A 14607-nucleotide genomic window follows, 5' to 3' on the forward strand; every position below is an offset into this window, starting at 1 on the left:
GGAACCGCACTGCCTCACGACCGTGAGGCAGTGCCGCACTCCGATCTGTCGCGCATACGCGCTGCCATCGACTCGCTGCGGTCATACGGGTCGACCTCGGGGCCCTCGTGCGCGTCCGGGGCGACGCGGTCGGCACCAAACTCAGGGGTGAGGTAGCCGGTGTAGGTGTCGCAGCCGCCGTTGGTGGTGTCGACCTTGTAGGAGACGAAGGAGAACGTCCCCTTCTTGGTGATCACCTTCGCCGGGTCGTCCCAGCTCATGACGGTCTCGCGGCGCACGATGGTACGTACGACTTCCTCGCTGCCCGCCTCGGCGCTCACGACCGGGTAGACATAGGTGACATCGGCGGTCACCTCGACCGCGCCACGCTTGCCTTCTTCGAAGGTGATCCGGCCCCGCGTCTTGACCACGTCCCCGACGAGTCGCACCTTCGACTTCTCGAACCGGCTGAACATCAGCAGCGGATCGTTTTCCTTGCTGGGCGCGCTGAACGCGACGGACAGGAATTCCTTGGTGTCGGCCTGATGTGGATTGATGAGTGCGATCGCCTTGGCGGGCCGCGCCCCGCGCAAGACCCCTCGGTCGAGGCTGGACGCCACAAGGAAGTCCCGGGACCGCTCGAGGGTCTGTGCGACCTGTTCGCGGCTCATCCAGCCCGTCGCCCGTGCATCGGGCAGATGAATGCCTGTCGCCCCGTCATGCCACCGCGCCGCGGGCGACCCTCTGAACGGCTCGTCAAGGGTGGGTTGTTCGGCCGCAGCCTCCGTCGCCGGTGCCGTACTCGGACGTGCCGACTCCGCGGCGGCCGGCGGGGCATCATCCCCGCCACCACCTCCGAACCACCCCGTCAGGCTTCCCGGCGCGACCGCCACCGCCAGAACCAGTGCGACCGCGACCAGACCGACCACGTACCAGCCCTTGCCCCGTCGCCGCCGGGGCGGTTGATGGGTCCGCCACCCCTCCGGCCCGGGCTCCTCCCGCAACCGCCGCGCCACCATGCGGGCCCGCGCCGACGGCTCCTCGGGAGCGCTCCCAGTGCCGGCCTCCGCGTCCCGCAGGAAGCGCGCCCACTCCTCGTCCGATATGGACCCGTCCTTGCCCACGCCGCGTCCCCGCCCCTTCGATACGCCCGGCCTCTCCCCAGGGCCGGCCAACATCCGCGTATCATCACACAACTCCGGTCGGCACCATTCCGCGTGAGATGCGCCATGCCGCGCCCGGCTCCAACGACGCTCGATAGCAGCGACCCACGCGGGAGACGGGCGGGTGAACCGCCCACTTCCCGCCCACCCTACGAATGCGCCTAGTAAGTCTTCTCATTGCCTTCGCGCACGGCCCTTCCCACAATGTCCCGGAACTGGGGGCCAGGGTCGAGAAGGATGAGAATTGAAGCGGAAACTCGCAACGCGGAAACTGGCGACGCGGAGACTGGCGACGCGGAATCTGGCGACGATCTTCGCCGCGGCCGGGGTTATCCTCGCGACCATGGCCATGCCTTCCGAGGGTGCCGCCGTCCCCTCTCGTCTGGGTGTCTATGCCGGGCCGGGCAAGACGGATGCCGTGAACGATTCACGGACGTGGCTCGGGCGGTCGCAGATGGATGCCACGGATTATCTGGACCCGTCGGAGAACGACGGCTGGAATCAGTACGCGGCCAAGTACTGGGGTGACTGGAAGAAGGCCGAGGACGGCCGGCAGTTCGTGCTCGGGCTGCCGATGCTGCCCAAGGGCGGAAACTTCAAGGACGGGCTCGCCGGCAAGTACGACGGCCAGTTCCGCGACCTCGCCGACCTGCTGGTCAGGAACGGCCTCGCCGACTCCGTCGTCCGCCTCGGATACGAGGGCAACAACAAGACCATCGGCGCCTGGCAGGGAACGGACGACCCGGCGGCCTACCGGGAAATGTTCCGCAGGGTGGTCACCCTCATGCGCTCCCAGACCGGGACGCATTTCCGCTTCGACTACAACATGGCCGTCGGCACCTCGGGCAAGGTCACGTCATTCGAGACCCTGTACCCCGGCGACTCGTACGTCGACATCGTGGGTCTGAACATCTACGACGTGTGGTGGGAGCACCCGGACGCGACGCCCGCCCAGCGATGGAACCACACCCTCACCACCCCCATGGGCGTGAACGAATTCAAGAAATTCGCCGCTGCACACCAAAAGCCCAAGTCCTACCCCGAATGGGGCCTTTACGGGAGGGGCGACGCCTACATGGGCGGCGACTCCCCTTACTTCATCGACCGCATGGCCGATCTGGTGAAGGACTCGACGTACCAGGCGTACTTCGACTTCGACTGGGGCGGCGGCACGCTGGACGACTACCCCAAGGGCAAGGCGCAGTACAAACTCCGCTTCGGCGGCTAGAGATCCGTCTGATGGGGGGCGGACGGGTTCGGTTCCGGATTCGGGTTCGGATTCGGGTTCGGATTCGGTCCCGGCAGAGGCGCCGACCCTGGCCCCGGCTCCGGTACCAGGCCCGGCACCGGGCCGGTGCTGCCGCGCGGGACCAGTTCCACCGGCAGGATCACATGCCGCTCCCGGTTCGCCAACTGGTGGCGGCAGGCCGTGATCTACCAGATCTACCCGCGCAGCTTCGCCGACTCCGACGGGGACGGCATCGGTTACATCCCCGGCGTCACCTCGCGTCTGCCCTACCTCGCCGACCTCGGCGTCGACGCGGTCTGGCTGAGCCCGTTCTACCCCTCGCAACTCGCCGACGGAGGTTACGACGTAGCCGACTACCGCAACGTCGACCCTCGCCTGGGCACCCTCGACGACTTCGACGAGATGGTCGGCGCGGCCGATCGGCTCGGCCTGAAGATCATGGTCGACATCGTCCCCAACCACTCCTCCGACCAGCACGTCTGGTTCCAGGAGGCGCTCGCGGCCGCACCCGGCTCACCTGCCCGCGAGCGCTACGTCTTCCGCGAAGGCAGGGGACAGGGCGGTGAACTGCCGCCCACCGACTGGCCGTCGAGCTTCGGCGGCCCCGCCTGGACCCGAGTCCCGGACGGCCAGTGGTACCTGCACCTCTACGCCCCCCAGCAGCCGGACTTCAACTGGGACAACCCCGAGGTCCGCGAGGACTTCCACGAGACCCTGCGGTTCTGGTCCGACCGGGGCGTCGCCGGTTTCCGCGTCGACGTCGCGCACGGCCTCGCCAAGGACTTGCGCGCGCCGCTGCGCGACCTGGGCGAGCAGCAGAGCTACCAGCCCAATGCCCTCCCGGTCGACGGCAGCCACCCGCTGTGGGACCGCGACGCGGTGCACGAGATCTACCGCGGCTGGCGACAGGTCTTCGACGCGTACGACCCGCCGCGCTTCGCCGTCGCCGAGGCGTGGGTGCGTGCTTCGCGGCGCACGGCCTACGCCTCGGCGGACGGCCTTGGCCAGGCGTTCAACTTCGACTTCCTCGGCGCCCCGCTCGACGCGACGGAGCTGCAAAAGACCATTGCCTCCGCGCTCGCCGACGCCGGTCGCGCGGGGGCGACCAGCACGTGGGTGCTCTCCAACCACGACGTGGTGCGTCACGTCTCGCGCTACGCCCTGCCCGGCGCCCCCACCAAGCGCGACATCGAGGCATGGCTGCTGACCGACGGCAAGGACCCGTCCCCGGACCTGCCGACGGGCGAGCGCAAGGCGCGTGCCGCCGCACTGCTGATGCTGGCGCTGCCCGGATCGGCGTACGTCTATCAGGGCGAGGAACTGGGCCTGCCCGAGGTGGCCGACCTGCACCGCGAGGACCTGCGGGACCCGATGTGGGTACGCAGCGCCGGCCGAGTCAAGGGCCGCGACGGCTGCCGGGTCCCGCTGCCATGGACCCGCGAGGGCACGAGCTACGGTTTCGGCCCCGCCGGCTCATGGCTGCCGCAACCGGCGGATTGGGGTAGCTACGCGGCAGAAGCACAAACCGGCGACAAGGGCTCGTTCTTGGAGCTGTACCGCGAGGCTCTGCGCCTACGCCGCACACTGGCCACGGACGAAACCCTGAAGTGGACCGCCACGCACCAGCAAACGAGCCAAGGACTACTACATTTCACCCGCCCCAACGGCTGGCACAACATCAGCAACCTCTCCCCCACCCCCGCCCCCCTGCCGCAGGGCGAAATCCTCCTCACCTCCGCCCCACTGACGAACGACGAACTCCCACCGTGGACGACGGCTTGGGTGCAGACGGGGGCCGAGCCCGACCACTGAGGGCTTCGGCCCACTGATCAGGGACCCAGGTGCCCGGCAGGACATGACGGATCCAGCCCCGTTCTGACGGGGGTGCCGCGCACCCAGCGCCGCCAGGCCCGTACCTCGTCAACGCCCCTGCCCGAACAACACTCATCCGAGCCGATGAGAGGCCACGTGACGCCACCCTCACCTGTTCGCGCTGATGTGCTGCCCGGCTTGCCACACCGCCCACAGTCGGGCGTATGTGCCGTCGGCGGCGAGGAGTTCGTCGTGGGTGCCGGTCTCGATGACGCGGCCGGCGTCCATGACCACGATCCGGTCGCACGTAGCGGCCTGGGAAAGCCGGTGTGCGATGACAATGCCGGTCCGGCCGGCCAGGACCGCTTCCGCGGCGCGGTCGAGCCGCTCGGCGTGGGCGGAACCGGCCTCGGCGGTGGCTTCGTCGAGGACCGCCAACTCCGGCTCGGCCAGGAGCAAACGGGCGAGAGCAAGCTGTTGCGCCTGTGCCTCGGTGAGCGGATGTCCCCCGGTGCCGACCACCGTGTCGAGTCCCTCCGCCGACAGGTCCAGCAGGTCGTCCGCGCCGGTGGTTTCGAGCGCGGCCCGGACTTCGCGGTCAGTGGCGTCGGGGGCGGCGAGCCTGAGGTTCGCTCGCAACGTCCCGGCGAACACGTGCACTTCCTGGGTGATCACCGCGGTGCGGCTGGGACGGGTCACTGTCCCGGCGTCAGGCCGGTGAACGCCCGCGATCACGGCGGCGAGCGTGGTCTTCCCTGCCCCGGACGGGCCGACGATCGCGAGGTGCTGACCCGCCGGGATGTCGAGGCCGATGGCGTCGAGCACGAGTGGACCGTCGGCGTAGCGGAACGCGACCTCGCGGAGCCGGACGGCGGCGGCTGTCGTGTCCGGCTCCGCGGAATCCACCGGGTCCGCCGGCCTTGTCGTCGCGCCGCCCGCGTCCACCGTCGGGATCGTGACGACTCCGATCATGCGGCTCAGCGAGGCGAGGGCCGACTGGAGGGTGTCGATGACGAACAGCAGTTGGTTGACCGGTCCCAGCAGGCGCAGCACGAGCAGCATGGCGGTGGTGGCACCGCCGACGGTCGAGGATCCGCGGTCGACGAGGACGAACCCGACGACGAGCACGGCGGCCAGGCTCAGGCATTCGCCCAGGTTGAGCCGGGCGTTGAGCATGCTCTGCACGGTGCGTGCCCGCAGCGACTGCACCGCGACGTCCCAGGAGTCCGACATCACGGCGCGATGGCGTCGCTCGGCGAGCCCGAAGCCGAGCACGGTGGCGTATCCGCGCTGGGACTCGAGGATCTGCTGGGCACGCCCGCTCATCGCCGCACGTTCGGCCCGGTACACCCGGGGCCCGGTGCGCAAGTACCACCGCATGGCGAGTGCGTAGACGGGCAGTACGACGGCGAACGCGGCCGCATAGGGCCATTCCAGCGCCGCGAGCCCGCCCAGCGACACGACGATGGTGAACGCGGTGACGGTGAGCGCGGGAATCACCGCGGGGGCGGCATCGGCGACGGCGGTGACGTCGTCGCTGGTCCGGGATATCAGGTCCCCGGTACCGGCGCGCTCGACGAGGTGCTGCGGCAGCAGCATGGCGCGGCTCACGAGCCGCTCGCGCAGCGCGGCGAGGACGGTGTGGTAGATGCGGGTGGCGAGCACGATCGCCACCGCGGTGCCCGCGGCGCCGAGGATGCCCGAGAGCGCCATGACGGCCGTGACCGTCAGGACGGTGCCGAGATCGGCGGTGCCCGTCTGCACCCGGTCGACGAGGTATCCGATCGCCACCGGCGGGATCAGGTCGACGGCGGTGCTGACGATCCCGACCACGCCGACGGCAGCGAGCCGGAGCCGGTGTCCGCGGCTGAGCCGCCGGACCTCCCTGGCCGTCGCCCGGCCGCCCGCGACGGGCAGCGCGTGCCCGGTCGTAGCGGATGCCGCGCTCATCCCACCGTCCTTCCGTGAATGGGTGCCTTGGGTGCCTTGAGTGCCTTGGGTACGTCCTCGGACAGGTCGACGACGCGGTCGCAGCGTCCGAGCAGCACCGGGGACGAGGCGATCAACAGCGTCGATCGGCCCGCGCGGGCGCCGCGCAGACGCAGCGCGATCGCGTGCTCGGTCACCGGGTCCACCGCCGTGGTCGGGTCGTGCAGCACGAGTACCTGCGCATCGCTCGCCAGTGCGCGGGCGAGCGCGATCCGCTGGCGCTGGCCGCCGGAGAGGCGGTTGCCGTCCTCGCCGACCGGGAGGTCGAGATCGGCGGCGAAGTCGTCGCACGCCGCGGCTCGCACCGCGGCATCGACCAGTTCGGGCGCGACAACCTCACCGCCGGCGCCGGCGGTGAGGTTGTCGCGGATCGTTCCGCTGAACAGTGTGGCCCGGTGCGGGGCGACAGTGACGCGGGAGCGGTACTCCTGCGCGGTCAGCTCTCGCGCCGGAAGTCCGTCGAGCCGCGCCTCCATTTCGCCGCCGGCCCGCGGGTCGAGCAGAGCCCGGGCGATGCGGGCGGCGGTCCGGTCGTCGGCGCGCACTCCCACGAGCTCTCCGGGGTACACACGGATCGTCGCCCCTGGGGTGGACACCTCCACGACCGGCAGCTGCGCCGGCTCTGCCGATGTCCTGTCGTCCGGCGCGGGGCCCGTGCTGTCGTTGCCGCGCAGCACGTCGATGACACGCGCGGACGCGGCGCGAGCTCCGGCGAGGTTGGGGATGGAGGCGCTCGCGATCGACTGGATCTGCGGCAGCAGCGCCTGGGTCAGACCGACGGCGGCGATCAGCTCGCCGATGCTCAACCGCCCGTCCACGGCGAACCAGCCCGCAAGACCCATCACCGCGGCGACGAACGTGCCGCTGACCGCACCCGAGCCCGCGAGGAACCTCCCGAGCAGCCCCGCATTGCGCTTGGCTCCGACGAGGGTCTCCTGGCTCGCCTGCCGGTACCTCCTGGTCGCCTCGGCCTCGGCGCGGATGCCCTTGACCACCCGGTAGCCGGCGACCAGATCGGTGGCCCGCCCGACGGTGGAGGCCAAGAGCTCCTGGTAGGCGCGGGTGTCCCGGGAGAGCCGCTCGCTGAGCACGCCCATCAGCCACACCGCGGCCGGTGCTCCAAGGAGCACCACGAGCCCGAGCAGCCAGTGCGTCGTCAGCAGCGACACGGCGATGAACCCGATGGCCGCGATCCTGGAGACCGGCAGGATCACCAGGATCACCCCGTTGGCCAGGCGGGCGACATCGCTGGTCATCATCGAGACGACGCTGCCGTCCGGCGCCCGGGCCGCGCCACCGGCCGGATGCAGCACGGTGGTCGAGAGGGTGCTCCGGAGCCGGTGCTGCAGCAGCTGCACCGCGTACGAGGTCAGTCGGTTCGCCAACTTCGCCGCCACCGTCAACGCGACGTACAGGCCCACCAGCACGCCGAGCCACAGCACCAGCTGTCCCGCGTTCCCGGTCGCCAGCGCCCGGTCGATGGCCACCCCCATCACCACGGGGACCGCCGACTCGCCGACCTGCCACACGACCGCGAGCAGCATCGCCGGAACGGTGACCCGCTTCACCGAGAAGATCACCCGCAGCAGGAACCGACCCGGCGTGACCCCCGCCCCGGCCTCGAACGGAGGAGCCTCGATCGGTTCGGGAGGAGCCTGCAGCAGCACGGGCAGCCGGCGGGTCAGAGGTCCTCGCCCCAGTCCTGCGGTGTCGGCGCCCGAGAAACGCGAAGAGCTGCTCACGCCTGGCTCCCGTCCCTGCTCCTGAGCGGGAAGCACCAGAGCAGGGCATCGGCGAAGAGCCCTCGCCACCATGCGTAGTCGTGTCCGCCGGCGAACTCCCGGTAGAGGGTGTCGTAGCCCTTGCCGGTGAGCACCTGGTCGAGCAAGCGGCTGTGGGTGAGCGAGCTCTCCAGCTCACCCACGTCGTGGAAGATACGGATCGGCGCCGTCGCCTCGGCCAGGAAGTCGGCGATCAGTGTCGGTACGGGGGTGCGGTGCAGCAGCTCAGCCGCCCCGGTGCCCCACCTGAGCTCGGGGTGGTAACCGCACGACGGGGACTGGAGGATGGCGTTGCCGAAGGTCGTCGGGTGGTGGAGCGCTGTCCAGCCGGCGCACAGACCGCCGAAGCTCTCGCCGGCCAGCGCGATGTCGGCGGGGTCGCGCGAGAGCGAATACCGGTGGTGGAGCCACGGCAGCAGTTCTTCGACCAGCGTCCGGGAGAACGCCGGGTTGCAGAGCAGCTCCTTGTCGCGCCGCACGGCAGGTTGCTCGACGAGGACCACCACGCAGGGGCGGATGAGTCCCGCCCGGACCAGGGCGTCACGAACGCTCGGAGCGCTGTGGTCCGGTGTCCCGTCCAGGTGGATCACGAAGGGCAATGCGCTCTCGTCCGAGAACTCTCCCGGGGGCATCGAGACCCAGACGCGTCGTCCGTCTCCCATGAACTCACTCCCCGGCACGGCAGGTTCCGCTGCCGGGGCCGGCCGCGCTTCGGCCTGGTCGAGCCAGGGCAACGGCACCGCGTCGGGCAGCACTGCCACCGAAGCCCCGGAGAACCGCTCCACCGAGCACTCCGAGAACCTCGGCGGCGGGTTGAACGGGTCCGGAAACTGGTCCCCCTCCCCCGTCGGCCCACGTCGTACGAACACATACGAGAAGCGCAGGTCGGAACGCATCCGCAGGGTCAGGACACGGAAAGGCGTCCCCGCGACCGGGGCGAACTCCTTGTCGATCAGGTTGAAGCCGATTCTGGGGCCGATCACCACCGAGAGGGCGACCGTGGTGTCGTCTCCGGGCTCGTCGACGAAAGTCACTTCCACCTCGTCCGCGGAGACCCGCTCGACAAGCGGTGTGCCTGTCTCCTGGAGATGCCGTCTGAACCTCTCCAGGCTCCACTCACCGGTCGACAGCTTCTCGACAGCCGGATCAGACATGTATCGCGCTCTCTACATCGGTGGCATCGGTGTTGTCGGCGGGCCTGTGCCGGGTTCGTTCGCGGCCGAGCGGGACCACCTCGGGGCTGCCGGACACCGGATCGCGCATCACCAGGCAGCGCAGACCGAACACCTCCTCGACCAGCTCGGCCGTGACGACCTCGAGGACGATCTGCCCGGCCGACGGCTTCAGAGGTCGGGAAAGGCCGCGCAGCAAGGTGGACTTGCCGCATGCGTTCGGGCCGACGATCACCGTGAACGATTCGTCGGGGATCGCCACCGAGAGATGATCGGAGATGATCCGCTTGTCGTAGCCGATCGTCGCCGACTGCACGCTCAGACGCGCGGTGCCGGTCGAGATTGCGCTCACAGGCGTCTCCTTGCTTCGGTGAACAGCAGGTATCCGAGGTATCCGCCGCCGAGCACGACGGTGATGATGCCGACCGGCAGCGGGGTGGGGGCGACGTGCTGGGCGAGGTAGTCCGATGCCAGGCACAGCAGCGCCCCGACAAAGGCGGCGGGTACGAGGGTGATCCCGGCGGTGCGGGCGAGTCGGCGTGCGATCTGGGGTGCGACCAGGGAGATGAACGCGATCGGACCCGACGCGGCCGTGACCGTCGCCGTCAGCGCCACTCCCACCAGGATCAGGCCGAAGCGTGTGGGCGAGACCCGTACCCCTTGCGAGGCGGCCGCGTCGTCACCCAGCTGCAGCTGCCGCATCGGCCGGCTCAACATCCCGGCAAGCAGCAGGAGTACGGCGATGCAGGAGCCGCCGATGGCGACCTGGTTCCAGGACACGCCGTTGAGTGACCCGGCACCCCACGCGGCCGCGGACATCGCCTGGTCCAGGTCGGCCTTGAGGATCAGCCAGGTGTTGAGCGACGCGAGCATCGCCGAGACACCGATGCCGACGACGATCAGCCGGAACCCCTGCACCCCTCGCCGGTAGGCGAGCACGTACACGGCCACGGCGGTGGCCATCCCGCCCAGCAACGCCCCGCCGACCAGCTGCGCGTAGGTGCCGTTGACGACCAGGATCACGAACAGCGCGCCGCTGTAGGAGCCGTGGGAGAGCCCGATGATGCCGGGGTCGGCGAGAGGGTTGCGCAACAGTGCCTGGAAGACCGCCCCGCTCACGCCCAGAGCCGCGCCGAACACCAGCGCCGCGACCACCCTGGGCAGCCGCCACTCGACCACGATCTCGTGGACGAAGCCGGTTTCCCGGCCGGTCAGTGCGGAGAGCACCTGCCCGGGACTCAGCGCGTACGAGCCGGTCATCAGCGCGAGCACCGCCGTACCGGCGATCGCGACCGCGAGCAGCGTGCAGACGACGACCGAGCGCCACTGGAGCCGAACCGCGAATCGCCGGTGCCGCAGCACCAGCACCCGCCGCCCGAAGTGCACGCGCGAAAGGTGTGTGTTCACGCGCGAAAGGTGAGTGTTCACAGTCCGCTCGCCTTCTTCCGCCGCACCAGCGCGACGAGGACGGGAGCGCCGACGAAGGCGGTGACGATGCCCACGGGGATCTCGCCGGGTCTCATCACGACGCGGCCGAGGATGTCGGAGACCAGCAGCAGGCTCGGGGCGAGGAGGGCGCTGTAGGCGAAGATCCAGCGTTGGTCCGGGCCGACGATCCAGCGGGCCACGTGCGGCACCATGAGTCCGACGAAGCCGATGGGTCCGGCGATCGCGGTGGCGCCACCGGCCAGGAGGGCGAGTGCGATCACCGCGAGCACACGGGTGCGTGTCAACCGGACCCCTTGGGCGACCGCCAGCTCGTCACCCAGGGCCAGCGCGTTGAGCGGGCCCGCCATCGCGAAGGCCAGGACGAGTGCCACCGCGAAGAACGGCAGGACCGGCCATACGACTTCGAGGGGGCGGCCCGCGATCGACCCGGCGTTCCAGTTGCGCATGGCGTCGAAAGCGTCCGGGTCGGTCAACTGGAGAGCTTCCCTGGCGCCGCCGAGCACGGCGCCGACGCAGACCCCGGCGAGCACCATGACCACCGGCGAGGAGGCCTGCCGTGTCGAGCCGAGGGCGAGCACCAGGAGCGTGACGATCAGTGCCCCGGCGAACGCGAACCACATGTAGCCCTGTGATTCGCGGACGCCGAGCAGGCCCACGGCGACCGTCACCGCGAAGGACGCACCGGCATGGACGCCGAGGACACCCGGATCGGCCAGCGGGTTGCGGGTGAGCGCCTGGATCAGCGCGCCCGACAGTCCGAGTGCGACGCCGACGACCAGACCCACGATCGTGCGCGGCAGCCGGAAGTCGCGGATCGCGAACTGATCAGGGGTGGAAGGCGGGTTGACCAGTGCGTCCCAGATCACCGGGGCCGGTATCGCTTTGGAGCCGACCATCACGCTGAGCACCATCAGCACGGTCAGCACGGCGAGGGCCGCGACAAGGCCGATGACGCGGCGGCGTCGATGCGAGACCTTGGGCGGGGCAAGGGCCGTGCCGAGTCGTCTCAGGGGTGTCAGGGTCATCGCTGATGCTTTTACTTCGAAGAGAGCGTCGCCAGAGCACGGTCGAGCGAGTCCAGGTACTGCAGGACGGGCCCGTAGGAGTTGTTGCCGGGGCAGAAGACTCCCAGAGCGCGATCGGAGCGCACGGCGGGCAGCGTCTTCCAGGTGTTGGTCTTGGTCACCGGAACGAAGGGCTTGGTCGGCCGGCCCTCGGCGTCGACGGGGTAGGTGATGACGTCGTACTTGGACAGCCCGCTGAGCTGCTCGAACGGCAGGGAATCGTAGGCCAGGGGGTCCTTGCCCTCGGCTGCCTCGGGCAGGTCGAGGCCGATGTCGTCCCTGGCGATCTCGGAGCAGCCGATGTCCGCGATGTAGAACGTTCCGGGATCGCTCCAGTCTCCGCGGGAGATGTCGACGAACGAGGTGCCGTCGACGGTCTTGCGGTAGTTCTTCTGGATCTTGGCGACCTTCTTCTTGAACTCCGCGGTCTGCCGGCTGAGCGCGTCCGTGACGTTGCCGGCCTCCGCGATCTCGCCGGCGAAGCTCTTCCACTCGGTGTCGAGCCCCCAGAGCACGGTCGGGGCGATGGACTCGAGTCGCTTGCCGACCTTGTCCCAGTCCTTCGAGTGGAACTGGACCAGGATGAGGTCCGGCTTGAGGCCGGCGAGCTTCTCGAGGTCCACCTCTCCCCCGTCGCTGCCGACGACCTCGGCTGCCTCGTATGCGGACTTCTGTTCGTCCGGCAGCACGGCGAGTTCGGAGTCGGACACCTCGGTGACGCCCACCGGCTTGCCGCCCAGGTCGATGAAGGGGAGGTTCGTGTTGCCGATCGTGACGACCCGCTTGGGGGCGGCGGGAATCTTGACGGTGCCGTTCTCGGCCTTGACGCTGCGGGTCGCCGAGGCCTTGTCGCCGGTGTCACCGGTGTCGCCGCCGTCACCGCCGCAGGCGGTGAGGAAGAGCGACGTGCTGATCAGCGCGGCGGCAAGGGCGGTGCCGCGTCTCGTCAAAGGGATGCTGCTCATGGTGGTGTGTCTTTCTGTTCTTCCCAGGGGGCGGGATTGCCCTGGGTGCCTGGGTGGAGGGGATCAGTCAGCGGTGGAGCGGACGAGCTGTCCAGCAGTGGAGCGGACGAGTTCGTGGACGGTGGTGCCCAGGCCGACGGTGTGCGCCGATCGGCGCGTGAGGCCGGCCCGGGCGATGACGGCGTCCAGCTCAGCCGCGGTGCGAAGGCCGGAGCCGTGGCAGACCAGGCCGAGCAGGTCTGCCTCGCCGTCGTGCTCGTCGAGGTCGTCGAGGTCGTCGGTGTCGAAGACCTCCTCGATCAGCAGCACTCGTCCGCCGGGGGTGAGGTTCTCGGCTGCCCGGCGCAGGGCGTGAGCGGCGTCTGCGTCGGGCAGGGTCTTGAAGGCGCGGCTGATCAGCACGGCGTCGGCTGCCGGGCTGGGCTCGAAGACGGATTGCTCGAGCACGCAGACCCGCGAGCGCTGCGGCTCGTCGGGAATCGTGGCGGGCAGGTCGCGGCGCAGCCAGTCGGCCTGGGCGGGCAGGGCGCAGATCGTCACGCGCAGGGTCTCGTGGGCCGCGACGTACTCACGGGCGTGAGCACCGGCACCACCGGAGTGGATCACCAGATGCCGGACTCCGGCGAGCAGGCCTGACGTGGCGATCGGTCCGGCCAGTGCGGGCTGGAACTTCGCCAGGCGCTCCAGGTGACGGTCCTCGTAGTCCTGCTCGGCCCGTACGTCGGCGAAGGTCTGGCCGGTGACCGAGGCGTAGGAGGACCGGCCGGTGCGGACCGACTCCGTGAGTCCGTGGATGGCGAGCATCTCGCGACCGACCACCCCGGCGGAGTGGAGCCTGTCGTTGATGAAGTCGAGGGTGAGGACGTCGCCGACCGGCGTCAGGGCGTAGTGCGACGGTTCCGTCTCGGTCACCACGTCGAGGGTGTGCAGGTAGCGCAGCAGCTTGCCGGTGGCGCGCTCGTCGGCGCCGGCCTTGGCGGCCAGCTCGGTCACGCTGGTCACGCCGCGGGAGAGCAGATCCGGAACGCCCAGTTCGACGGCGGTGCGGATCGCGAGCGGCGCGACGAGCTCGGTGAGGTCGTGGAGCTTCTGGAACGGGGTGATCGTCTTCTCCGGGTCGGGTATCGCCCCGTCGGTCTCCAGGGCGACGACCGAGGAGCGACGCCAGTAGCCGGCGAAGTCGATGTCCTCCTTGGGCACACCCCGGTCCTCGACGAGGTGCCGGCGGATGTCCCGGACGGCCGTGTGCTCGCCGGCCAGCCACGCGAACGCCTGGCCCGGCCACCACCGCGTACCGCGGACGGAGTCGGTGAGCGGCGAGGCGGCCCCGACTGTCGCTCCGGCCGTCGCTCCGGGGCGGACCAGCCACGTCACGTCCACCCCGGGCAGCTCACGCAGCTCCTGGCGCTGGGCTTCCTCGGCGATCTCGATGAACACCTGCGCCCGGGCGTCGGACGGAAGCTCGTCGAGCAGGCGGCCGATCGCGGGGAGCGCGGTGTCGTCGCCTGCCACGAGCCACCAGTCGGCGCCGACCGGGAACGCCTTCGACGTGCTCGGGCCGCTGAGGTGGATCCGGTCACCCGGCCGGGCACGGTAGGCCCACGTCGTTCCCGCGCCCACCCCGTGCCTGACGAAGTCCACGTCCAGCTCGCCCGCCTCGGGGTCCCACCGGCGGACCGTGTAGGCCCGCGACAGCGGTCGGGGATCCTTGGGCACGGTCAACTTGGCCTCGCCCTGGACCGGGAGCACCGGGTCGCGCTGACCGGGGTAGGGGAAGTAGAGCCCGAGGTCGTCGTCGAAGCCCTCGGACTCGAAGGCCGGCCGCGCGAAGCCGGCCTCGGTGGTGAAGGCGCGCAGCTGTTCCCCGCTCAGCGTGACCCGCCGCATTCCGGGGGTGAGGTCGACGACCCGGACCACCTCGACCTCACGCAGGGTCGGCGGGTGCACGGTGAGCCGGCGCGAGGTCTTGGGCATGCGGGAAACC

The 14607-nt window shown here is 70.1% G+C and carries 10 protein-coding genes and 1 pseudogene; 2 read left to right on the top strand and 9 right to left on the bottom strand.

Translation table 11 applies throughout. The features are described 5' to 3' along the window. Window positions 1–14 precede the first annotated feature (14 nt). On the bottom strand, window positions 15–1103 hold the full coding sequence (locus AB0I66_RS11015) for a hypothetical protein (RefSeq protein WP_363207458.1): 1089 nt from the start codon (window positions 1101–1103) through the stop codon (window positions 15–17). Window positions 1104–1485: 382 nt separating this feature from the next. Here AB0I66_RS11015 and AB0I66_RS11020 point away from each other — a divergent pair, with 382 nt between their 5' ends. Then, window positions 1486–2370 carry a glycosyl hydrolase gene (locus AB0I66_RS11020; RefSeq protein WP_363207459.1) on the top strand — a complete coding sequence of 295 codons (885 nt, stop codon included), beginning with the start codon at window positions 1486–1488 and terminating at the stop codon, window positions 2368–2370. A gap of 126 nt (window positions 2371–2496) precedes the next feature. After that, the gene (locus AB0I66_RS11025; RefSeq protein WP_363207460.1) at window positions 2497–4203 is read left to right on the top strand and encodes an alpha-amylase family glycosyl hydrolase; all 1707 of its coding nucleotides are present in this window, start codon (window positions 2497–2499) and stop codon (window positions 4201–4203) included. Between the two features lie 168 nt (window positions 4204–4371). On the opposite strand, the gene AB0I66_RS11030 is transcribed toward AB0I66_RS11025, so the two are convergent. The 8 genes and pseudogenes from AB0I66_RS11030 to AB0I66_RS11065 form a co-directional block, all read right to left on the bottom strand. Further along, window positions 4372–6153, bottom strand: a complete 1782-nt coding sequence (locus AB0I66_RS11030) for an ABC transporter ATP-binding protein (protein WP_363207461.1) — start codon at window positions 6151–6153, stop codon at window positions 4372–4374. Continuing rightward, entirely contained in the window at window positions 6150–7934 is a 1785-nt protein-coding gene (locus tag AB0I66_RS11035) for an ABC transporter ATP-binding protein (RefSeq protein WP_363207462.1), read from the bottom strand. The genes AB0I66_RS11030 and AB0I66_RS11035 overlap by 4 nt, the downstream gene beginning before the upstream one ends. Then, entirely contained in the window at window positions 7931–9127 is a 1197-nt protein-coding gene (locus tag AB0I66_RS11040) for an alpha/beta hydrolase-fold protein (RefSeq protein WP_363207463.1), read from the bottom strand. Before AB0I66_RS11040 ends, AB0I66_RS11035 begins: the two co-directional genes overlap by 4 nt. Before the next feature lie 160 nt (window positions 9128–9287). After that, window positions 9288–9497 (bottom strand): annotated as a pseudogene (locus AB0I66_RS11045) (ABC transporter ATP-binding protein); the annotation flags it as partial. Continuing rightward, window positions 9494–10552: an iron chelate uptake ABC transporter family permease subunit gene (locus tag AB0I66_RS11050; RefSeq protein ID WP_363207464.1), complete on the bottom strand. Its 1059-nt coding sequence runs from the start codon at window positions 10550–10552 to the stop codon at window positions 9494–9496. The gene AB0I66_RS11050 and the pseudogene AB0I66_RS11045, both read right to left, overlap by 4 nt. A gap of 17 nt (window positions 10553–10569) precedes the next feature. Then, complete coding sequence (locus AB0I66_RS11055) at window positions 10570–11619, bottom strand: iron chelate uptake ABC transporter family permease subunit (protein ID WP_363207465.1); 1050 nt, start codon at window positions 11617–11619, stop codon at window positions 10570–10572. Between the two features lie 11 nt (window positions 11620–11630). Continuing rightward, window positions 11631–12623, bottom strand: a complete 993-nt coding sequence (locus AB0I66_RS11060) for an ABC transporter substrate-binding protein (protein ID WP_363207466.1) — start codon at window positions 12621–12623, stop codon at window positions 11631–11633. 63 nt (window positions 12624–12686) lie between these two features. Then, window positions 12687–14597: a siderophore-interacting protein gene (locus tag AB0I66_RS11065; protein WP_363207467.1), complete on the bottom strand. Its 1911-nt coding sequence runs from the start codon at window positions 14595–14597 to the stop codon at window positions 12687–12689. Window positions 14598–14607: the final 10 nt, after the last annotated feature.

Origin of the sequence: Streptomyces sp. NPDC050439 (assembly GCF_040655335.1) — a bacterium.
GTDB lineage: Bacteria > Actinomycetota > Actinomycetes > Streptomycetales > Streptomycetaceae > Streptomyces.